The following is a 23,178-nucleotide window of genomic DNA, read 5'->3' as shown; positions in this document are numbered from 1 at the left end:
TTTAATCACCCGCAAAGGCTGCCTCTTCAGAGGGGTGGCCTTTTTTACTAGATAGCATAGTAAATCAAACTGGCTAACAGCCACTCTCAAGGAGCCCCTGCATGCCTATCTTCCCCCCTGAACCGCTCTCCTCTGCCGACATCACCCCCGAGTCTATCTATAGAGAGCGCCGCCGCTTTTTACGCACCGCCGCCGCCGGAGCGCTCATGTTAAGTGGCGCTTCGGCGGTCGCTGCTATCGACCCCAAACTCTTTTTGAATCGACCCCCGAGCCCGTTAAGTAGCGATGAAGCGCCTAACAGCTATGAGGCGATTACCACCTATAACAACTACTATGAGCTAGGTAGCTCAAAAAGCGATCCGGCAGAACGCGCCCACCACCTACAACCACACCCTTGGTCGATCACTATCGATGGCCTAGTCGAACAGCCGGCGGTGTTTACCATAGACGATCTGCTCCGAAATAATACTCAGGAGGAGCGCATCTACCGCCTGCGCTGCGTCGAAGGGTGGTCGATGGTCATCCCTTGGATAGGGTTTGAACTAGGGCAGCTATTGCAGCAGGTTAAGCCCCTCTCGGCAGCTAACTTTGTCGCCTTCGAAACGCTGCACGATCCAGAGCAGCTACCGGGTCAAAAACGCCCTATCCTCAGATGGCCCTACCGCGAAGGGTTGCGTCTTGATGAGGCGACCCACCCACTCACAATACTAGCCACCGGACTCTACGATAAACCGATGCCGAGCCAAAATGGTGCCCCAATTCGGCTAGTGGTGCCGTGGAAGTATGGCTTTAAGAGTATCAAATCGATTGTAAAAATCACCCTAACCGAACAGCAGCCCCCCACCAGTTGGAATCAGCAGGCACCCCATGAGTACGGTTTTTATGCCAATGTCAATCCCGAAGTCGATCACCCCCGCTGGAGCCAGCGCCGAGAGCGCCGTATCGGCGAGTTTTTTAAACGCGATACCCTCCCCTTTAACGGCTACGGCGAGCAGGTCGCCTCACTCTATCGCGGTATGGATCTAACACGCGACTACTAATCTTCCTCACTTCCCCCTCACTAAGGAGTCCCCATGACCGAAGAGGCAGGATCACTCATTGAACAGCTAAAACGCGACTTTAACCGTGGTGAGATCGATCTACCCGCCATTCCCGAACTCACCTTTCGTATTCGCACCAGACTCTACGAAGAGGAGGTCAACTTTAACTCCGCAGCTCGACTCATTCAGCTCGACGCCTCGCTCACCACGCGCCTAATCCATATCGCCAACAGCGCCAACTTTCGCGGCTCGACCAAAACCACCGACTGTCGTAGCGCCATTGTCAAACTAGGGCTAAAATTCACCCGCAATCTAGTCACCAGTATTGCGCTAAAACACGCCTATCAACGCAACCGCCATGCGGTCATTAGCCGCTTGGTAAAACAGGCCTGGTACCAGAGCTGTAAAGTGGGGGCGATCTGCCATGTTCTCGCCTACTCCTGTACCAGTGTCGATGCCGAATCGGCGATGTTAGCGGGGATGATTCACAACATCGGCACCCTACCGCTAGTGCGCTATCTGGAGAAGCACCCACGGCTAATCGACCAAAATAAGCTGCGTAAAATATCTGAACAGCAGAAGGGGCAGCTCGGTGCCATGCTGCTCAAATTTTGGAAGTTTGACCCGATCTTTGTCGATGTTCCCAATCGTTGCGCCAATCCACTCTACGATTCAGGCGGCGAATACCCCGATCTAGCCGATCTAGTCCTTATCGCCAAAATACATGCGATGATGAGCGAGAGCAATCGCGATATTCTGTTAAAAGATCTCGATATGATGCCCGCCTACCACAGACTAAGCATTAGCAAACTCGGCCCAGGTGCGAGCCTACAACTTCTGGAGGAGGCTGAAACCGATATCCAGCAGCTCTTCAGACAACTCTATTAAACTAACCCACGCTGCTAACGCCCCTGCCGCTCGCGCAACTCATCTAGCGTTTTGCACTCAATACAGAGCGTCGCCGTTGGGCGAGCCTCTAAGCGACGCACACCAATCTCGACCCCACACGACTCGCAGTAGCCATACTCGTGGGTATCTAGCATAGAGAGCGACTCATCGATCTTCTTAATCAGACGCCGCTCCCGATCCCGAGTGCGTAGCTCAATAGTAAACTCAGACTCTTGAGTGGCGCGATCATTCGGATCGGGAAAGTTGGCCGCCTCATCCTGCATGTGGTGGACAGTACGATCCACCTCCCCCATCAACTGCCCCTTCCAGTCGTTCAGCAGTTGACGAAAGTGAGCCTCCATCTCTCGGCTCATATACTCCTCGCCCTCATATCCCTGATAGGCGCCTAGACTGGTGCTCTGCTGCGCAGTCAGCGGCGGATTGCTAGCGGTCTCCTGATCAGATGGCTGCATACTCTTTATTCTCCGTCACATCTGGTAAAAAAGAGGCGCGTTATAACAGAGTCTCTCCCGCTTGACAATAATTTTTCGCTATCCAAACAGCGTCAAGACGCCGGTATAGCCATAGAGCTGGTTACGGTAGATCTCGCCATTAGCAAAAAATCCGATTAACGGAAACTCCCCCAACTGCGCTTGAATGAGAGCCAGCTCCACACCGACACCAAACTGGTTTCGTCCCCGTCCTAGGCAGCTAATATAGAGTCCGCCCCGAATTTGGCGACCACCAATACGCTGTTTTAGCTGCTGTAACCGCTGCTCCATGTCGAGCTTAGCACTCTCGCTATCGAGACGACAAAAGCGCATCCGCTGATACGCCTCCATATTCTCCGCGACCGCCACAATCCCCCGCTCACTATCGAGCGCTAACAGATTACGCACCAAATAGTCGCCACTCTCATCGCCTGGCAGCAATAGAGCTGCGTGCACCTGCTCCCCAATCTCGCTCGCAGAGCTAAACTGATTAAAATCTACCTCACTCTGTAACACCTCGGCAGCTGGGATCTGATCTAACTCTAGCAGCAGATTACCACTCGCTCGGGTGATCCGATGGCTCGTGCCAACCGGTAGGCAGCTTTGGGTATGCGTTGTCCAGAGGGGAACCTGCTCATCAAACAGCACCCCCGATATTCCCCCTTGGCGCACCTCATCGGCAAAAATCTGGTAGTGGTGCTGATGGGATGAGCTCAACCCGCCATTAATAAAGCCATTCCCAGCCACCGCAGTCAACGACTTGATAAGTCGTAGCGTCAGTCTATCCATCGGATCGCCATGAATAAAGCCAAAATATTGTTCATGCTGTTGCAGCCAAGCCAGCGTCGGCTCTGACCAAGGGTAGTTCATATCCACAGGGGGCGGCAACGGGTGGAAGTGGCTCGGTTCGATCTCTAACAGCATTAACGCCATCGCGTGGTTCTCGCCGTAGTACTCCTCGCCGGTCGCACAGATCACCATACCGACCGTACCGAGCCAGAGTAGCTCTGGATAGTGGTGCCGTAGCTGCTGTAACAGACTCTCCAACGATTCGGTTAAGCTATCACTAAAATAGGCGATACCGATAGTTTGAGTCGCCTGCGGCGGACTGAGCTGTTGCAAACAGCTCTCTAACAGCCGTTGTACTGAAGCGTTGCTAGCATGAGCATAGGCAAACGGGGGGGGAGAGTGAAGTTCTAGCATACGGCAGTCATCTCACCGGCCCCATCACCCCCAAGAATCGCCGACGGTTTAGCTCCAAAAAAGAGCCCCCGACTACGGTTCTTAGTATCAATCGGATCCACTCCAGCGGCGGCCAGCGCCACCGTTACCTCTCCGGCAGCCGCTTCGGGCGGCTCCGGCCAGTTATCCACATAGTCCAATACCTGCTCTGCCGCCCCAACAGCCCTCATCACTACCGTTCGCATAAATCGCTCCTCTGCCTCTAACTTTGGCAAGGTATAACACAAACCTAGCTAGCAAGTCATCCACAGAATCCTCTGTGTCAATCTAGCATAGGCCAGTAGCGACCGGCTTAGATAAAATGTTTAATGCCTTTTGTAAACAGTCATCATCAAAAATAGTAATACATCTAACAAAATTATCAGGATAATGTTCAGTAAAATCAGTGACATGGCGATCATCGATAATTACAAATCGGTTTATGTTTGGGTATTGTTCTAAATAGAGTGCAATCTCTTTATATCTTTTTCCACTTTTTATTTCAGTAGTTACATCCACCACATACTGTTCTAAATCGTGCAATCTAAAATAATCTTTTAACCTAGAGAGAGGACTATAGCTACGCCAATCTGAAGAAATAACAATGTCCGCCTGAGCTTCAATACACAATCTACGCAATCTCTCAACAGCTTTTTTATCCCAATCAAAGAAGACAGCCCCAAGATCGTAACGATCCATACTAAGATAGTCTGAATTATCATACTTTTTCGCTAAGGTCTCCCTTAACTCATCTAAATCATGCTCAAATCTATCTTCCGAGCCAAGAGGCTGTAAAACACCATCAATATCTAAAAAAATGACGACTCTTTCAGTTTTCACTTTAAATTCTCCTTCTATCTTCTATGGGTATAGAGTACCCAATTGAATCAAACAGCAGAGCTGACGCTGCTGCTTTTTCGTTAGACATACTGCCCTTTGCCCAACCTACTGTAGATAGACCTACACACCCTGCCCTGAGGCAATGGTATTGAGTGAGCCATGACTACCCACCACATCGGCAAAGCTCCAGCTATTGTTAATAAAGGCGAACAAGGGTAACTTCGGTATCAATGATCGCCCGCACATGATCCTGACTCGGCCTGCTCCACGGCGTCTGCCCCATTGAGCGTCACTGGCCGGTGGCAGCAGAGAGCAAAAAAATCCAACTCACCGTCGGGTTAGCGCAGCGTAACCCGACAACCCTAGCGCCACACCAACCGTCGCGTTCCAAGACTCACCACCGCAAACGATTTTATCTTCCACGCCACCGCCGGAAAAAGCTGCTCTAATGTCGGTTGATACGAGGCCAACTGCCCTTCTGCCTCATCCAGCAGCTTTTTCACCGGTGCCAACTCAGCTAGCTGCTCCCGACTCATCTCATTCAGCTGTTCTGCACTCAATTGGAGATCTTTAAGTGCCAGATATTTCAGTTCAAATAGCAGATCATATAGCGGTGCCTGCCGCTTATCAGGGCGAATTTCAAATAGAAGGTCACTATAACCGCCGCCTAAGGAGAGCTCAGAGCGCGGCAGGTAGTAGAGATCATTGGTCAGCAGCAACAGTAGCGTAGTTTTGAGCGTCAGCTCATTACTCCAGCGCATATCGCGATTATCAAGCACGCTATAAAAACGCTGTTCGATAAAGTCGGCTAGGGGCTCAAAGTCAGCCTCGGTATAGAGCTGCTCGGCCACTGCCTGTTGGCGGTTATTATCTTCATAGCCATTTAATAGCTGCTGCTGAATGCGGTCGATATAGAGCGAACGAACTACCTGATTAGGGATAGTCACCTTTAGCTTTCCGAGTGGCGAGACATCCTGAATCGTCAATACCCCGAAATAGACCAGCAGTGAGATGATAAAGCTGGCATCGGATGGATCTTTGAGCATCGCTGCTACGCCAAAATCCTGTACCAATTTTTCTACCTGTAGTGGCTGCTGCGGATTGAGCGCCGCCTCAATCACCTCCGCGCCATGGGGTAGTGAGGCGATATAGCGCAGGCGGTTTTTGTCCATCGCTAAATTGTCATCTAACAGCTCGGCAGGATAGCTGCAGCGCCGCTGCCAATGTTTCAAAAAGTAGAGGGTGAGAGTCGGGTTATAGAGTCGCTGCTCCTCTTCGCGACAGAAGCGGTAGCCGTTATAGAAGTTTCGCATCATCGCCAGCGCCTCGTCTGCCGCGCTCTCAGGTAGCTGGCAATGTTGCGCTATTTGGTGACACACCGGCTGCAGCTCCTCAGCGGTTAAGCCGCACAGGGCATGAAATTCGGGCCAGTGGCTGATATTTTCGGCCACATTGTAGCCGCTGGTGATATCGCTCATCACCACCGGTGAGACGCCGGTGATAAAGACTCGCTCTAAGCCTAAGCCATCAGTCGCTGCTTTGACCGCTTTAAATACCGTTTTAATCACCCCTTCACTCTCAACTAGCTCGTTATAGCGCTGCCGACCCTGCTCGCGACTGGTTAGCACCTCATTAGCAAAGTTATCGTACTCATCAATTAGCAGGTAGAGCGGAAAATTAAACCGTTTCGCCACACTCAGTAGCTGTTCAAATGAGCCCAGCCCATCTGTTGGGTCGATCGGCACCGTTTCCGGTAAAAAGTCGTGGTAGCGGGCCGAAAAAAAGCTGATTGAGTTATTAATGTGGCGATGAATACGGCTCACTAGCTGCTGATAATCACCTCCCGGATCAATCATCGAAAAGTTCCACCTTAAAATAAAGTAGCGATTACGGTTCGGGGTCGGATTTTGACCTATCGCCAAGTCGCCAAACAGGGTCTCAAATTGATCTGCGGCACCGATATCGTAGTAGCTCTCTAGCAGCGTTAGCCACAGCGTTTTGCCAAAGCGGCGCGGGCGTAGAAACAGGAGCTGCCGTCCTGCGGCCTCTAAGTCGTGCAGTGACTTGGTGCGATCAAAGTAGAGTCCGTTCTCCTCTCTGAGGGTTTTAAAGTGACCTAAACCATACGAAATCTTTATCATGTACGATCCTTAATTGACTCGTTGACACGCTCATGCGTGGGAATGGAGACCTACCTTCAAATAACGCCAGTATGGATTCCCACGGTGACCAAGAGAACCAGAATACCCAGACAAAAAGCGCCTACCGTAGGTCGGGTTAGCGCAGCGTAACCCGACAACCCTCGCGCCATACCAGTCGTCGTATTCCAAGACTCACCACCGCAAACGATTTTATCTTCCACTCCACCGCCGGAAAGAGCTGCTCTAATGTCGGCTGATAGGTGGCCAACTGCCGCTCTGCCTCATCCAGTAGCGTTTTTACCGGTTTCAACTCAGCTAGCTGCTCTCGGCTCATATCAGATAGCTGTTCTGCGCTTAATTTGAGATCTTTAAGTGCCAGATATTTCAGCTCAAATAGCAGGTCATACAGCGGTGCCTGCCGTTTATCGGGGCGAATCTCAAATAGCAGGTCACTATAGCCGCCGCCTAAGGAGAGCTCCGAGCGCGGCAGGTAGTAGAGATCATTGGTCAGCAGCAACAGTAGCGTAGTTTTGAGCGTCAGCTCATTACTCCAGCGCATATCACGATTATCGAGCACGCTATAAAAACGCTGTTCGATAAAGTCGGCTAGGGGTTCAAAGTCAGCCTCGGTATAGAGCTGCTCCGCCACCGCCTGCTGCCGGTTATTATCTTCATAGCCATTGAGCAGCTGCTGCTGAATCCGGTCGATATAGAGCGAACGAACTACCTGATTAGGGATAGTCACCTTTAGCTTTCCGAGTGGCGAGACATCCTGAATCGTCAATACCCCGAAATAGACCAGCAGTGAGATGATAAAGCTGGCATCAGGCGGATCGTTTAGCATCGCTTTAACGCCAAAATTTTGTGCAAGCTTAGCTACCCATAGCGACTGCTGCGGATTGAGCGCTGCTTCAATTACCTCAGCCCCATGCGGTAGTGCGGCGATATAGCGTAGCCGGTTTTTGTCCATCGCTAAATTGTCATCTAACAGCTCATTAGGGTAGCGACACAGCTGCTGCCACTCATCCCAAAAGTAGAGGCAGAGTGTCGGGTTGTAGAGTCGGGTGGTATCATCAACACTAAAACGGTAGCCGTTATAGAAGTTCTGCATCAGCGACATCGCCTCCTCTGCCGCACCCTCTGGCAGCTCGCACTCTAGCGCTATTTGGCGATTAAGCTGCATCACCTCTTCACCGGTAAAACCGCAGAGTTTGGCAAAGTGTGGCCGCTGACTGATGTTTTTCGCCACATTGTAGCCGCTGGTGATATCGCTCATCACCACCGGTGAGACGCCGGTGATAAAGACTCGCTCTAAGCCTAGGCCATCGGTCGCCGCTTTAACCGCTTTAAAGACGGTTTTAATCACCCCTTCGCCTTTTACCAGTTCGTTATAGCGCTTTCTGCCATGCTCACGACTGGTTAACACCTCGTTAGCAAAGTTGTCGTATTCGTCTATCAGCAGGTAGAGCGGAGTATCATACGCCGCCAACTCACCTAACAGATTCTCAAAACTGTGTATCCCATCTTGCGGGTCAATTTGAACCGACCGGTTCAGCCATTGACGATATCTGTTGCAAAAGCGTTCAATTGAGCTGTTCAGATGGTTATGTAAAGAGCGGCTAATATGGGCTAAATCGCCACTTGGATCGATGACAGAAAAGTTCCATTTCAGCATAAAGTAGCGGTTACGATTCGGGGTCGGGTTTTGCCCTATCGCTAAATCGCCAAACAGGGGCTCAAATTGTTCGGCTGCGTCAATGTCATAGTAGCTCTCTAGCAGCGTTAGCCACAGCGTTTTGCCAAAGCGGCGCGGGCGTAGAAATAGTAGCTGCCGTCCTGCCGCCTCTAATTCGTGCAGCAGGTCGGTACGATCAAAATAGAGTCCACCCTCCTCTCTGAGGGTTTTAAAGTGACCTAAACCATATGAGATGTTTACCATGTGCGATCCTTAATTTGTAGACCTACTCCAAAATAAGTGCCAATATCGATTCCCACGGTGACCGTGAGAACCAGAAACTCCGGCGTGGGAATGCAGACCGTCGGGTTACGCTGCGCTAACCCGACCTACTGTAGGTAGACCCATACTCCCTGTCCGGCGGTGATGGTGTTGAGTGAGCCACTGCTGCCGGCCACATCGGCAAAGCTCCAGCTGTTATTGATAAATGCGAACAGGCGCTGCGGTTGTAGAGCTTGGCTGCTGAATTGGGCGACAAAGTCGGTGACTGTGATATCACTGCTGCCGGCACCCATTAGATTCCAGCCGCTGCTGAGGGTGGTGATATCGAGGTTTTGGCTGCTGCCGTTTAGGGTGACGCCGGTCATGCCGCCGTTGGCTATCTTAACCCATACGCCGCGATTGCGTAGCTGATTGAGTGGCATTATGCCGAGTGAGCCGCTATTGCTAGCTCGATCATAGAACTGCCAGCTATTATCAATAAAAGCAAACAGTCGCTCAATGGCGCTGTCGGTGAAGTGGTTGGCAACGGTGGTGCTATCGTCGGGGGTGGTGTGGAGGGCGATGAGGTTCCAGCCTTCAGTCAGGTTGAGGGTTTGTCTGTTAGGGGTGTTGGTATCGGTGGCGGTATCGGTGGCGGTATCGGTCGCAGTATCGGTCGCAGTATCGGTCGCTGTATCGGTGGCGGTATTGGCATCGGTATCGGTCGAGGTATCAACCGCTGTTGCGGTGGCGTTGGGGTCGGCTTCTACGATGATGGTGCGGCTGGTTGAGCTGATATTGCCGCTGCTGTCGGTGACGACATAGGTTAGGGTGTAGGTTCCGGGGGCGTTGTGGTTCACTGTGCCGCTAGTGGTGAGGTTGGCGGTTAGGTCGCCGTCGATGTTATCGCTGGCGGTAGCTCCGGGGTCGGTGAAGCTCTCTCCGGCAGTGAGGGTAATCGTGCGCTCGCCATGAAGGGTGATCTGCGGCAGGATGGTATCGTTGCCGGTAGGCGGGTTTAGGGTGAGGTAGAGTCGTTGGCTCTGCCCGGGTTGCAGCTCAATGTTCCGTTGGTAGGTGATGGTGGTGTCGCTGTTGATGGTGAAGGTGTCACTCTGGTTTTGGGTCAGCGGGGCGGTTTCGATGGCAAAGCGCCCTGAGCTGTCGCTAAGGAGGGTCAGTTGGTTTTGGTCTAGCAGCAGGTTGGCGCTGGCTAACGGGGTGTAGTTGCCGTTGTCGTCACGGTAGAGGTCGCCACTTATCAGGCTACGAACGCCATTGCTGTTGTTGGGGGTGAAGTTTTGGAGGGGGCTGTGGCTGGTTGCGCCATACTGGTCGGTTACGCTGACTTGCCAGTAGTAGGGGGTGATATCTTCTAGCCCCGCACTCTGATCTATGAGTGCAAACGGGGTGGTGAGAAGGTGTTGTTGGTAAACGGGACTCTGTAGCGCCCCGTCACTGTCGGTGCGGTTATCTCTGCTAATGCGAATCGAGTAGCTAAAGAGGTGCTCTTCGGGGTCGGTCGTGTCGTTCCAGCGCAGGATCAGGCTGGTGGTGGCCTCGGTAACGGGGTGGGGGGTGGGGGCGCTGGGGGCGTTGTTGCCCGCTAATGGGCGGTAGAAGATGGCGCTCACGGCTGGGGAGAGGATGTTATCGATATCTTTGATGGTGTAGCGTACTTCGTACATTCCCGCTTCGCTGTAGGCGGGGTTGTTGGGGTCGAGGGTGAGTTCCCAGCGCCCCTCCTCTGTTGGGGTGAGTGGGTGGCGCGGGATGTCCACTTGTTGTTGTTGGCCGCTGTCGCTCTGTTCGAGAATCAGACTCGGGGAGCGGATATCGACCCAAGCGCCCTCGGCATCGGTGGGGTTGGTGGCTCTGGCCCAGAGGGTGATGGCGGTATCGCTCAGTATTTGGGGCGGGGCGGTGGCGGCCACTTCGGCTGGAAATTCGGCGGAGTTGGTTTCGATAAGTCCAGCGCCAAGGTAGTAGTTGGCGGCTCTTTGTCCATGACGGAGCAGTTCGTTTTCGCCGCGACCATCGCCGATGTCGTCAAGGTGTGGGTGTTGGGTAGCAAAGTCGAGAAATGGTGGCAAGGGGCGGTTGAGACGGTTGCTGTTTTTAGTTTGGGTAAAGTTCTCTATCTCTTCGGTCGCTAGTTCAAATGCTTCGCGGTAGCTCTTGCCGCGTCCGAGTTGGTTAAATAGAGCGGCGAGGAACGCTTCGCCCTCTTGGATGTTGTTCTCATCCCGTTCACCGCGATAGCTATCTTCGTTAACGGCTGAGGCGGTGATGATAATGCGACCGGCGTTGTCGTCTGATGAGCGTTGGCTGAGGTCATTGATAAAGCTGCCGCTTTTGCAAGCACCGTAGATAATGGTGCGCGGGTGGCTAAGCGCTTCGGGGGTGAGCTGGTTTTCGAGTTGGGTCAGGGCGTCGTTAAGGGCGCTGGCGGTGAGTGTTTGGTCGTGGATATAGAATTCGTCCCGACCGCCGTGGTCAACTAGAATTAGGGTCAGCGGTGCCGGCGAGGCGTTGAGTTGTTCGATAAGGGCGGGGGCGGTAATCGCCTCTAGGGTGGTTGGAACTGAGGGGGTGGCATCGATTTCGATACCGCTCTGGTTGGGGGTGTCGTTGAGGTAGGTGATGTGGCTATCTTCAAAACCGCGCCGTTTGAGGGTGTGGTAGAGGGTGTTGGCGGTGCGGTTGTAGGCGGGAATGCTGGTGGGGTCGTCGTCACGACTCCCTTGCACTAGGATGGCATATCCCGCCGCCTGCCCGACGACGAGGTCGGCGCTCTGTTGGCTCGATGCTAGGAGTGGGGTTTCGGGGGAGAGGATGGTGAGGGTGTAGCGCCCAGGGGTGGTGAGGGCGCTGCCTAGGTTGTTAAAAAGGTATTCGCCGCTGGCGTTGTGGGTTTGGATCTCGTAGGTGAGATTGTCTCCCGCTGGGGAGGTGAGGGTGAGGCGAATGGTGCGGCCAGCTAGGTTGAGGCCGATGTCGGGCAGGCGTTTGAGTTGGCCGCTGACGGTGAGCGCTTCACCAAAGAGGATCGAGTGGCTATTGAGGTTGAGGCTCAGTTCGGTATGGGCTTGTGTGCCCGCTTTGGCGAAGATGAGGCTCTGTTCGGTGGTGTTGCCGGCATTATCGGTGGCGCGAGCGACGAGGCTGTAGGTGTGGCCATCGGTGAGGTTATTAGTCAAATTATTGGTGGTACTAGCCATACCCCACCTTTCCTGAGCGCTATCATAGGTAAGCGGTAGCCAAAATTCGCTCTCAATCCAAGTATAGTCGCCGAAGGCGAACCCCCAGTAGGAGGGGGTGGGTTCAGTAATATCGATTAACTGTACTTCAACTTCGGCTATGCCACTCTGTTCATCTGTGGCGTCAGCTATAATGTTTGCCATGCGTCTATAATCGAGCCGCCCATCTTCTGGCGAGACTATCTCCAGTTGTGGCGGGGTCAGGTCGGGGCGGACGGTCACGGTAAGGTTAAAGGGGGGTAAACTGGCGCTAAGGTAGCCGTCGCTAACGCGAATGGTGATATTGTTGTATGTTGATAAGGTAGTCGGAGTGCCGCTCAGTGTGCCGCTGCTGGTATCGAAGCTGGCCCAGGCCGGTTTATTGCTAATACTGAAGGTGAGCGAGTCGCCATCGGCATCGCTCGCTGTTGGGGTGAAGCGGTAGTTTTGACCGCTGTAGAGGTCGGTGGCGGGGCTGCCGCTGAGGGTCGGGGCGCGGTTGGTGTCGTTAATGGTGAGGGTGATACTGTCGCTACGGCTGGCACCGAGGTTATCGGTGGCGGTGAGGCTAAAGGTAAGGGAGATAGTGCTCGTGACAGCTGGCGCGGTAAAGCTGGCGGTGGCGCTGTTGGCGTCGGTGAGGGTTACCGTTGGGCTGCCGCTGGTTTGGATCCATTGGATGGAGGTTAGGGTGCCATCGGGGTCGCTGGCGGTACCGCTAAGGGTGACGCTGCTGTTTTCGTTGACGCTGAGGTCACTACCGGCGTTAACTATGGGTGCCGCATTACAGGCCACTGGGTCTTGGCTGGCGTTAGCGACTGTGGGGCAGTTGTCGCTGTTGTCGCCGATGCCGTCGTTGTCGGAGTCGGTCGTTTCAGAGCTATCATTGGGGAAGGCGTCGCTGTTATCCCCTACTCCATCGCCATCGCTATCGGCTATCTCATTGGGGTCGTCGGGAAAAGCATCGCAGGCATCGCCGGCGCTATCGCCGTCGCGGTTGGCCTGATTCGCATTCACCACTGCCGGACAGTTGTCGTCGGTATCACTTACCCCGTCTTCGTCGCTATCCAAATTGCCAAAGTACTGTCCGGCACGCACCAACCGCACGCGATAACTATTATTGCGATCGCTGATGAGATCGTTGCCATTGCTGAAGTAGAGTTGCCACGCAACGTTAGAGTTGTAAGCGTTCGGCGACGAACTCCAGGTAATGCCATATCCATCACTGGATGAGTATGGAGTATTGGGAAAGATGTTTCGGTTAATAGCAGGGTTATAACAAGCCAACTCCGCCAAACTGGCCAGCTCAGTAATGTTGGGCAGACGCCAGTCAGTGTAACTAGCAAAACCGCCACTGCTGTTTAAGGCTTGCGGCGTTTGTAGCGCCGCATCCCAAGTCATAAAGGTGGCGCTACCGCTGCTACAGTCACCACCGCTTTGGCCGACCATGCACTGCTGCCACATCAACCCCGTCTGCAGGTCGGTCACGGTGCCATCGCCATTATCGCTGTAGCGGCTATCGGGGGCGGTGGCTATCAACCCATTAGGGCAACTACCTCCTTGTGCGGCCTCTGCCTCCACCCCCAAATTGCCAAAGTACTGTCCGGCACGCACCAACCGCACGCGATAACTAAGATCGCGATCGTTGAGGCCATCGTAGCCATTGTTGAAGTAGAGTCGCCACGCATAGTCAGAGTAGCTAGCGTACGGCGACGAACTCCAATACAAGCTGTTTGCCGTATTGGGAAAATAGGCCGTATCGATAGCAGGATTGGTACGGCTATAGTTAACAATCGAGCGCAGCTCCTCCCGCGAAGGCACCCGCCAGTCGCTATAGCCGCAGAAGTTACTGTTATTAGCCCCATCGACTAAGGTGTTCCAGTCGTCGTAGCGAGTACCAAACTCAACTCCCTCCTGAATCAGCGCTGTTTTCCCTCCCCACCGATAGGTATTATCTTTATCGTGAATCCCGCCATCATCGGTTTTGACCTCCCACATCAGACCGGTGACATTATCTTTAACACAACTCCACTCAGTCGCATCGGCGGGTAGCTCTTCGCCTGTGGCGCTGATTTTGGTAAAGTTGAAACCGGCGTGACCGTCGCTATCGTCATTAGTGGCAGGGTCGGCATCGCGACCGTGGGAGCAGTCTTGCTCGTCGATGGTTTCGCCGATACAGGTGGTGTTATTGCCGGATGAGTAGTTACCACCCCAAGTGATGCCGGTGTCATTCAGCGGTTGAGTGAACCACTCAGCGTAGAGTGTAAAGGGAATGAGCAGCAGATAGAGCACGATGGCAGGCATAGTGTAGGTCTCTTTGGGTAATTAACAGGAGAGCGGCCATTCTACCTGTCATAGGCTTAATAAAACAACCCCTATATCCGCACTCCTACGCCGGAGCATGGGAACCAGAAAAGCGCCTACCGTAGGTCGGGTTAGCGCAGCGTAACCCGACACCCCTAACGCCACACCAACCGTCGCGTTCCAAGACTCACCACCGCAAACGATTTTATCTTCCACGCCACCGCCGGAAAAAGTTGCTCTAATGTCGGCTGATACGAGGCTAACTGCCCTTCTGCCTCATCCAGTAGCGTTTTTACCGGTGCCAACTCAGCTAGCTGCTCCCGACTCATCTCATTTAGCTGCTCTGCGCTCAATTTGAGATCTTTGAGCGACAGATATTTCAGTTCAAATAGCAGGTCATACAGCGGTGCCTGCCGTTTATCGGGGCGAATCTCAAATAGGAGGTCACTATAGCCACCGCCTAAGGATAATTCTGAGCGCGGCAGGTAGTAGAGGTCATTGGTCAGCAGTAGTAGTAGCGTGGTTTTGAGCGTCAACTCATTACTCCAGCGCATATCACGATTATCAAGCACGCTATAAAAACGCTGTTCGATAAAGTCAGCTAGGGGCTCAAAGTCGGCCTCGGTATAGAGCTGCTCTGCCACCGCCTGTTGACGGTTATTATCTTCATAGCCATTTAATAGCTGCTGTTGAATGCGGTCGATATAGAGCGAACGAACTACCTGATTAGGGATAGTCACCTTTAGCTTTCCGAGTGGCGAGACATCCTGAATCGTCAATACCCCGAAATAGACTAGTAGTGAGATGATAAAGCTGGCATCGGATGGATAGTGGCTGGGGGAATTTCGGGTTTCGTAGGGGCGGGTTTGAAACCCGCCCCTACACGCCATGGCTTACCGGAAGTAGAATGGGTCGTCTCAACAGCGCAGTTTGAATCACGCTTAGTTGGAAATGAACAAGACTCCCCCCGCCCTTACATCCACGCCCCCTATTGCACCTCTCTCCCCACCCGCCTACTCTTAAATATCCGGCACCATTGGCTGCGGCAGTGTTTTGGGATCAGATAAGGGGGGGTCGTGGTTCATGCTGGAATTGTAGCGTTACTTTTGTGGGGGTGACAAGGCCCTCTGTGCCAAACGCCCGCCCCCACGAAACCCGCCTAGTTCAGCGCAGTCTGAAGGCTGATTGATACAGCTTGAATCACACCTGCAAAGAGGTTAAGAGGTTAAGTGTGGTAACTCATCCGCATAACCAGTAGAATTGCCCCCTTTTTAACCACCAGCCATAGACTCCTATCGCCATGCCAGACCTGAGTGCCGCCGCAGAGGCCGCCAAACGACGAACTTTTGCTATTATCTCCCACCCCGATGCAGGCAAGACCACCCTGACCGAGAAGCTGCTCCTATTTGGAGGGGCCATTCAGCTCGCCGGCACGGTCAAAGGGCGCAAAGCGGCACGCCACGCCACCTCCGACTGGATGAAACTAGAGCAGGAGCGCGGTATTTCGGTCACCTCCTCGGTGATGCAGTTCCCCTATCGAGAGGCGATTATCAATCTACTCGACACTCCCGGCCACGAAGACTTCTCCGAAGATACCTACCGCACCCTGACCGCCGTCGATTCGGCCCTTATGGTTATCGATGTCGCTAAAGGGGTAGAGGATCGAACGATTAAATTAATGGAGGTCTGCCGCCTACGAGATACGCCGATTATTACCTTCATTAATAAACTCGATCGTGAGGGGAGAGAGCCGATTGATCTACTAGATGAGGTAGAAGATATCCTAAAAATTGCCTGCGCCCCCCTCTCCTGGCCTATCGGCATGGGGAAAAACTTTAAGGGAGTCTTTGATCTCTATCGCGACCAAGTGCACATCTTTTCCGCCCAACACGGCGGTAAACGCGCCATTGGCGAGGTGATTAAGGGGCTCGATAACCCCCGTCTCGATGAGCTCATTGGCACCCTAGCCGATGAGCTACGAGGGGAGATTGAACTGGTTAAAGGGGCCAGCCACACCTTTGATCTTAACGCCTACCTGCGCGGCGAACTCACTCCGGTCCTATTTGGATCGGCGATTAACAATTTTGGCGTCCAGGAGATTCTCGATACTTTAGTCGATAACGCCCCCCCACCCCGCCCCCGTGCGACCTTAACACGCGATGTTGATCCTAGTGAGGAGAAGTTAACCGGCTTTATCTTTAAAATTCAAGCCAATATGGATCCACAGCATCGTGATCGTATCGCCTTTATGCGCCTCTGCTCCGGCCACTTTGAACCGGGAATGAAGCTGCGCCAGGTACGACTCAATCGGGATATTAAAATTCCCCAAGCCATTACCTTTCTCGCCCAAGAGCGAGGCCATGTTGAAGAGGGGTGGGCGGGCGATATTATCGGCCTGCACAACCACGGCACGATTCAAATTGGCGACAGCTTCTCTCAGGGAGAGGAGCTCAAATTTACCGGCATCCCCCACTTTGCCCCAGAGCTCTTTCGGCGGGCGGTGCTCAGAGACCCCCTTAAAAATAAGCAGCTCTTAAAGGGGTTACAGCAGCTCTCAGAAGAGGGGGCGACACAGCTATTTCGCCCGCTAAAAAATAACGACTTAATCTTAGGGGCCGTCGGGGTGCTACAGTTTGATGTCGTCGCCCAACGCCTAAAAGATGAGTATAAGGTAGAGTGCCACTTTGAGGCGGTAACTATCGCCACGGCCCGCTGGGTTGAGTGTGACGATCTTAAACTATTAGAGCAGTTTAAGACCAAGGCCCACGATAACCTAGCGCTTGATGGCAGCGGCGATCTCACCTATATTGCCCCGACCCGAGTCAACCTCGATCTCGCGATTGAGCGCTGGCCCACTATTCAGTTTCGTGCAACCCGAGAGAAGTAACCCCATGCCCCTATCCCAAGACCACCTTGGCATCGAGGATAGACTCGATGAGCGCTATGCCGTCGTCTATGCCCCCAAGCGGGGGCGCACTAAACAGCGCTTTCCTGAGAATGTGGTGGAGATCTACCCTTCTGCCGAAGAGGCGCTCGCCCACGCCGATGAGAAGAGGCTGCGCTTTGCCGCCTTGGTCTATGGCCCCTCCCGCTCCTCAGAGGGGTTTCAACTCTACTATCTACTGCGGTGGCTCCAGTGAGTGATACGATTACCCTAACCCGTCCCGACGACTGGCATGTCCACTTTCGTGATGGTACGGCACTTAGCACCACCGTCCCCTGCCACGCCAAACGCTTTGGCCGCGTGGTGGCGATGCCCAATCTCACCCCCCCTCTCACCACCGTTCAAGAGGCCCTTGCCTACCGACAGCGCCTGCTTGCGCTAGCTCCTGAGCACCAATACCCCCACTTTAATCCGCTCATGACCCTCTATCTGACCGATAACACCCCGCTAGAGGAGCTAGAGCGGGCCGCTGCAGCTAAGTCTATCTTAGGGGTCAAACTCTACCCGGCCGGCGCGACAACCAATTCAGATGCCGGCGTCACCCAAATTGGCAACATTATGCCGCAACTGCGAGCCATGGCCGAGCTACAACTACCCCTCCTAGTTCACGCCGAAGTGACCGACCCCCATATCGATATCTTTGATCGCGAAGCGGTGTTTTTAGAGTCGATTATTAAACCGCTGCTACATGAGCTTCCCGATTTAAAGCTGACGATTGAGCATATTACCACCGCCGAGATGGCCGATTTTGTTGCCGAGGCCGGCGCTAATGTCGCCGCCACCCTCACCCCTCAGCACCTGCTCTATAGCCGTAACGCCCTGTTTCAGGGGGGGGTGCGCCCCCACCTCTACTGCCTACCGGTACTGAAACGGGAGCGCCACCGTCGGCGGTTAATCGAGCTGGTGATGACAGGCTGCCCACGACTCTTTTTAGGTAGCGACAGCGCCCCCCATGCGCAACAGCGAAAAGAGAGTAGCTGCGGCTGTGCCGGTATCTTCTCCGGTGCCGCCGCGATTGAGATCTACGCCCAAATTTTCGCCAATCTCGGTATTTTGTCGCAGTTAGAGGGGTTTGCTAGCCGCTATGGCGCCGATTTCTATCAGCTACCCCCCAATACCGACACCCTAACCCTTTGCCGCGATCCGTGGTCGATGCCCCCACACCTCCCCTATGAGGCGGGGCAAATCGTACCGCTGCTCGCTGGGGAGAGGATCGAGTGGCGGTTATCCTCCACGCCACACTAACCCGAGTTATCTAAATAGCATGAGTTCACCTAAAGAGGGCATTGCCGCCCGTTTTCGTAGCTTTCTGCCGGTTATTATCGATGTCGAGACCGCCGGCTTTAACCCCAGACGCGATGCGCTACTAGAGGTCGCCTATGTGATTATCGCGATGGATGAGCAGTACCAGCTCCAGCTTAAAGAGAGCAAAACCTACCATATCGAACCCTTCCCCGGTGCCAATCTGGATGAGTCGGCGCTCAAATTTAACGGCATCGATCCCTTCCACCCCTTTCGGCTCGCCCGCGAGGAGAGCGAGGTCATGCAGGAGATCTTCTCTGCCATTAACCAGGAGGTTAAAAGCACCTCATGCACACGGGCGATCTTGGTCGGCCACAACCCCACTTTCGACTTAAGTTTTGTTCAGGCGGCGGCTAAACGGGTCAAAATAAAAAAAGTCCCGTTTCACAGCTTCAGTACCTTCGATACCGCCACGCTAGGGGGGCTCGCCTACGGTCAAACGGTACTCTCTAAAGCGTGTCGCGCTGCCGGTATCGGCTGGCACGCCGATAGCGCCCACTCGGCCCTCTACGATGCCGAACAGACCGCTCGCCTCTTCTGTACCATTGTCAATCAGTGGCCGCTACCGACTCAACCGGCAAAAGTCAACTCTCCCCTTCACCAAAACTAGTTTTAGAGGTCAACTATGTCTCCCCCCGCCCTCTCTCTCACCGAACAGCTACAGTTAGAACCGGCGTTACTAGAGGTGCTGCGTATTATCACCGCTGCTAATCTGTATGGTACCACCCAATCGGTGGTGCTACAGAAGCTGCGTGAGTTACAGGTCGTCACTGCCGATGGCAAGTGCTATCAGGCCTCCAGTGTTAAAGAGTTTTTACAGCAGCTTAAGGAGCAGAAGCTGGTGATAAAAAAAGATCGCTGGTATATCGACAATAGCGATCTGTTTGCCCTGATTTTGCTCGATATGTTATCCCAGCAGATCGGAAAACGCTACTCGCTAACGCAAGATAGTCGTAGTTTATTGAGATACAGTATTGGACAACCTGATTTTTCACAACTACTGGAGATGGTATGGCAGACGCTACTACAGTGGCACGACTGGTCTGATAAGTTAGTCAGAGCGAATGTGTTAAATAACCATCTCACTCGTATCAATCTCGTCTCTAGGCTCTTTCCCTCTATCGACCCGATACAGCTAATTCCCGTCACACCACAACCGTTACAGCGCCTCCTCTATACTTGGATCATGGAGACGCACCACTTTCAGCTCAAACCTGAAGATAGCTGTCGCTGGTATCTTGAGCAGTGTCGCGGTAGTGAGGCGCAGCGCTGGGTAGATGAGGGGCTGATGCGCCTCCACTATGAGCGGGCCTTGCTGCGTCAGGGGAGCGTAGAGCCGCTACTGGCGGCGGCGATTAGAGAGCTAACCCCCGATCTTGAGCTGGAGCTTAACGGCTGCCTCGCCTTTATCGAAGGTGAGCTACCGTTGGCGATGGAGCTGCTAGATCAGGCCGAACGGCACTATTGCCACAAGAGTGGCAAGCGCAAATCGCAACTGCTGCCCGGTCTCGCTGGCCTCTTCCACGCGATGCTCCATCTGTTTGAGAACAAGACTCATAACCGTCAATGGTTAGAACAGCGGAAGGAGCAGGCGATTAAGCTAGGTGAACAAAAACAGACCGATGTTATGCACCTCATCCACCTGTTATTTGATCTCTCCACCGACAAGCAGATGTTAGTCCGTCACACTAGAACCGGCTGCTACCTACTCTTTACTGTGATCGTCGCTAACTGGCAAAGGAGGCACCACCCCGACCTTGACGAGGCGTTATCGTTCATTGAGGCCGATTTAGCCGAGAAACTGCGCCAGCAGCAGCTAGAGCTCGATAGCGCACACTACCCTTGGCTCGATCATCAGATAACGGCAACCATTGAGGTGATCAGTGCGGACGATAACTCGTTCGATAGTCAGAGTAAAACGATTGTGCAGTGGGTCAAACCGATCGAGGCGTGGCAGTTAGCCTTCAACCAGCTACTCGATTTTGCCATCCCACTCAACACGGCAGCCAATAGAGGTGCGACGCCGGCGCCTCAAGCCCAGCGATTGGCCTGGATCGTTGTCGGCAAACTAGCGTTAATCTACGCTAAAGAGCAGCGGTTGAATAAGAACGGTCAATGGAGCAAAGGGCGTAAAATTGCCACCAAACGGCTCCTTGAGGAGAGGAACCAGCTCCCCTATGTCACCGAACTCGACCACGAGATCTGCCGTACCATTGAGGAGAAGGTGGAGGGGTGGGGTTACTATCGCGAAACCTCTTACCTATTCGACTATGAGCGGGCGCTGCCACTACTAGCACGCCACCCCAATCTCTACCATGAGCGGGGCAATAGCCACGGCTCTAGTGGCGGGGAGATGGTACCGCTAGAGCTAGAGGTAGCCCAGCCAGAGCTCTATATCCACCGCAGCGACACCCATCTGGAGCTAAGATTGGAGCCCGATATTACCGCAACCACACAGCATGAGGCTCTCGAACAGGAGACAATTTTTCAGTTCTGGCGCGGAGAGTCGCAGCTAAAGGTGATTATTTTGAAGCCACAGCTAAAGCGGTTCTACCAAATTATCGGCCAGAAGATGGTGCTGCCGCTAGCACTAGAGGCGCAGATTCGGCCCGTTATCGACTCGGTCGCCACTCTCGTCACCATCCACTCCGATATCGGCGGCGGTGGCGCTGCCCGTCAGGTGGAGGCCGATCCTCGGCTCCATTTAGTGCTACGGCCCTTCGAGGGGGGGGTACGACTCGATATCAATATCCGCCCCTTTGGCGACAGAGGCCCCCTCTTTGCCCCCGGTAGCGGTCAACGCTCAGTGGTGACCGAGATTGATGGCGAACAGTTAGAGGCGCTACGACAGCCCGATATCGAACAGCAGCAGGCTAAGGCACTGATTGAGCAGCAGCTACCCCTGCTACAGCAGTACGATCATAATCACTGGAGTTGGGAGTTTATCGAACCGGAGCAGGCGCTGACGCTGCTAGAGCAGCTACACACTATCGATAGCGATAATATCGTTATCTCTTGGCCTGAAGGGGAGAAGTACCGTATTCGTCGTCGTGTTGGCGGTGGCCACTTTTCGATGGCAATACGGCAGCAGCAGAACTGGTTCGCCGTCGATGGTGAATTACGGCTCGATGAGCAGAGTGTCCTCTCGATGCAGCAGCTAATGGAGCTACTGCAACAGCACCCTAATAGCCGCTTTTTACGGCTTAAAGAGGGCGACTATCTAGCACTCACCGAGCAGTTTCGACGCCAATTAAAGGAGCTAGAGTCGATTTCAGACGCCCATAAACAGGGTCGCCTCGTTCACCCCCTCGCCGCCGGGATGTTACAGCAGCTAGTCAATGAGGCTGAAAGTCTCAAGGCGACTCAAAAGTGGCACGACACCGTTGAAAGGATGCAGACGCTGGAGGAGTACACCCCCGAGATCCCCTCCACTTTGCAAGCGCAGCTGCGTGACTACCAGCGAGAGGGCTTTATCTGGCTCGCCCGTCTCGCCTACTGGGGGGTAGGCGGCTGTCTAGCCGATGATATGGGGCTAGGTAAGACCCTACAGGGGTTAACTCTGTTACTCCATCGCGCTAAAGAGGGGCCGGCACTGGTGGTTGCCCCCACCTCGGTCTGCTATAACTGGGTCGATGAGGCGACCAAATTTGCCCCAACGCTCAATGTCAAACTCTACAGTCAGGCCAGTGATCGCGCTGAGATGTTACGCTCGCTAGGGCCGTTTGATCTGCTCATCGTCAGCTACGGTCTGCTACAACAGGAGGGGAAGGCCTTAGCTGAGATAGTGTTCCACACCGCTATTCTCGATGAGGCGCAGGCGATTAAAAATAGTGCTACTAAACGATCTAAAGCGGCAATGGCGCTGCAAGCGGAGTTTCGTCTGATTACCACCGGCACGCCGGTCGAAAACCACTTAGGGGAGCTATGGAATCTGTTTCGGTTTATTAACCCCGGTCTGCTCGGCTCTAAAGAGCGCTTTAACCAGCGCTTTGCCGGCCCGATTGAGCGCGATAATGACCCCCTTGCCCGCCAAAATTTAAGACGGCTGCTACAGCCTTTTATGTTGCGTCGCACCAAAACCGAGGTGTTACAAGAGCTGCCCTCCCGCACCGAAATTACCCAATTGGTCGAGATGGAGCCCGATGAGGTCGCCTTCTATGAGGCGCTACGACGCAATGCGGTCGAGCAGTTAGAGCAGATCTCCGCCACGGGTGAGGGGCATCATCAGTTAGAGATTTTGGCCCAAATTACCCGTCTGCGTCGCGCCGTCTGTAACCCTAAACTGGTCATCCCCAACTCGCCTCTCGGCAGCCCTAAACTACGCGCCTTTGGTGACATTTTGGAGGAGCTGCTCGAAAACCACCATAAAGCGCTGGTTTTTAGCCAATTTGTCGATCATCTAGCCATCATTCGCCACTATCTGGATGAGCGTCATATCCGCTATCAATATCTCGATGGCTCCACCGCTCCTAAAGTGCGAAAGGATCGTATTGCCGCCTTTCAGGCCGGCGAAGGGGAGCTCTTTCTCATTAGCCTAAAAGCGGGGGGTGTCGGTCTCAATCTCACTGCGGCCGACTATGTCATCCACATGGATCCTTGGTGGAACCCCGCGGTTGAAGATCAGGCCTCCGACAGAGCCCACCGCATCGGCCAGAAGCGGCCAGTGACTATCTATCGCCTGGTCGTTAAGGGGACGATTGAGGAGAAGATCGTCAAGCTGCACCAAAGCAAGCGCGATTTGGCCTCCAATCTGATTGAAGGGGGCGATATGGGTAGCCGTGTCTCTCCAGATGAGCTGCTACAGTTAATGAAAGAGTAGCGCTAGTCTAGGC

At 53.7% G+C, this 23,178-nt stretch carries 15 protein-coding genes; 7 read left to right on the top strand and 8 right to left on the bottom strand.

The genetic code is table 11. From position 1 onward, the window contains the following. Positions 1–101: 101 nt before the first annotated feature. Complete coding sequence (gene msrP, locus D5085_13545) at positions 102–1,040, top strand: protein-methionine-sulfoxide reductase catalytic subunit MsrP (protein QEP44051.1); 939 nt, start codon at positions 102–104, stop codon at positions 1,038–1,040. Between the two features lie 33 nt (positions 1,041–1,073). Then, complete coding sequence (locus D5085_13540) at positions 1,074–1,928, top strand: HDOD domain-containing protein (protein QEP44050.1); 855 nt, start codon at positions 1,074–1,076, stop codon at positions 1,926–1,928. Positions 1,929–1,942: 14 nt separating this feature from the next. On the opposite strand, the gene dksA is transcribed toward D5085_13540, so the two are convergent. The 8 genes from dksA to D5085_13500 form a co-directional block, all read right to left on the bottom strand. Next, positions 1,943–2,401, bottom strand: a complete 459-nt coding sequence (dksA, locus tag D5085_13535; protein ID QEP44049.1) for an RNA polymerase-binding protein DksA — start codon at positions 2,399–2,401, stop codon at positions 1,943–1,945. Between the two features lie 78 nt (positions 2,402–2,479). After that, a complete protein-coding gene (locus D5085_13530; protein QEP44048.1) occupies positions 2,480–3,622 on the bottom strand; it encodes a hypothetical protein in 1,143 nt (380 codons plus the stop codon). Then, the gene (locus D5085_13525; protein QEP44047.1) at positions 3,616–3,846 is read right to left on the bottom strand and encodes a hypothetical protein; all 231 of its coding nucleotides are present in this window, start codon (positions 3,844–3,846) and stop codon (positions 3,616–3,618) included. Before D5085_13525 ends, D5085_13530 begins: the two co-directional genes overlap by 7 nt. A gap of 82 nt (positions 3,847–3,928) precedes the next feature. Beyond that, positions 3,929–4,480 carry a hypothetical protein gene (locus D5085_13520; protein ID QEP44046.1) on the bottom strand — a complete coding sequence of 184 codons (552 nt, stop codon included), beginning with the start codon at positions 4,478–4,480 and terminating at the stop codon, positions 3,929–3,931. A gap of 362 nt (positions 4,481–4,842) precedes the next feature. After that, positions 4,843–6,618, bottom strand: coding sequence for an AAA family ATPase (locus D5085_13515; GenBank protein ID QEP45167.1), 1,776 nt, complete (start codon positions 6,616–6,618; stop codon positions 4,843–4,845). 139 nt (positions 6,619–6,757) lie between these two features. Then, positions 6,758–8,560 (bottom strand): AAA family ATPase, encoded by a 1,803-nt coding sequence (locus D5085_13510; protein ID QEP44045.1) that lies wholly within the window; start codon positions 8,558–8,560, stop codon positions 6,758–6,760. Between the two features lie 125 nt (positions 8,561–8,685). Continuing rightward, positions 8,686–14,100, bottom strand: a complete 5,415-nt coding sequence (locus D5085_13505; protein ID QEP44044.1) for a DUF1566 domain-containing protein — start codon at positions 14,098–14,100, stop codon at positions 8,686–8,688. A gap of 155 nt (positions 14,101–14,255) precedes the next feature. Further along, positions 14,256–14,990 carry a hypothetical protein gene (locus D5085_13500; GenBank protein ID QEP44043.1) on the bottom strand — a complete coding sequence of 245 codons (735 nt, stop codon included), beginning with the start codon at positions 14,988–14,990 and terminating at the stop codon, positions 14,256–14,258. Between the two features lie 410 nt (positions 14,991–15,400). Between D5085_13500 and D5085_13495 the strand changes: the two genes are divergently transcribed. From D5085_13495 to D5085_13475, 5 genes are read left to right on the top strand one after another with little or no spacing between them, the layout of a single operon-like run. Continuing rightward, positions 15,401–16,987, top strand: a complete 1,587-nt coding sequence (locus D5085_13495; protein QEP44042.1) for a peptide chain release factor 3 — start codon at positions 15,401–15,403, stop codon at positions 16,985–16,987. 4 nt (positions 16,988–16,991) lie between these two features. Further along, positions 16,992–17,240, top strand: coding sequence for a hypothetical protein (locus tag D5085_13490; protein QEP44041.1), 249 nt, complete (start codon positions 16,992–16,994; stop codon positions 17,238–17,240). After that, positions 17,237–18,289 carry a dihydroorotase gene (locus D5085_13485; protein QEP44040.1) on the top strand — a complete coding sequence of 351 codons (1,053 nt, stop codon included), beginning with the start codon at positions 17,237–17,239 and terminating at the stop codon, positions 18,287–18,289. Before D5085_13490 ends, D5085_13485 begins: the two co-directional genes overlap by 4 nt. A 19-nt stretch (positions 18,290–18,308) precedes the next feature. Beyond that, on the top strand, positions 18,309–18,956 hold the full coding sequence (locus D5085_13480; GenBank protein ID QEP44039.1) for a ribonuclease T: 648 nt from the start codon (positions 18,309–18,311) through the stop codon (positions 18,954–18,956). A gap of 15 nt (positions 18,957–18,971) precedes the next feature. Then, a complete protein-coding gene (locus tag D5085_13475; protein QEP44038.1) occupies positions 18,972–23,165 on the top strand; it encodes a DEAD/DEAH box helicase in 4,194 nt (1,397 codons plus the stop codon). The last annotated feature ends 13 nt before the right edge of the window (positions 23,166–23,178 follow it).

It is taken from the genome of Ectothiorhodospiraceae bacterium BW-2 (assembly GCA_008375315.1).
Classification (GTDB): domain Bacteria; phylum Pseudomonadota; class Gammaproteobacteria; order Thiohalomonadales; family Thiohalomonadaceae; genus BW-2.
This window is presented reverse-complemented; position numbering and strand designations above follow the sequence as displayed.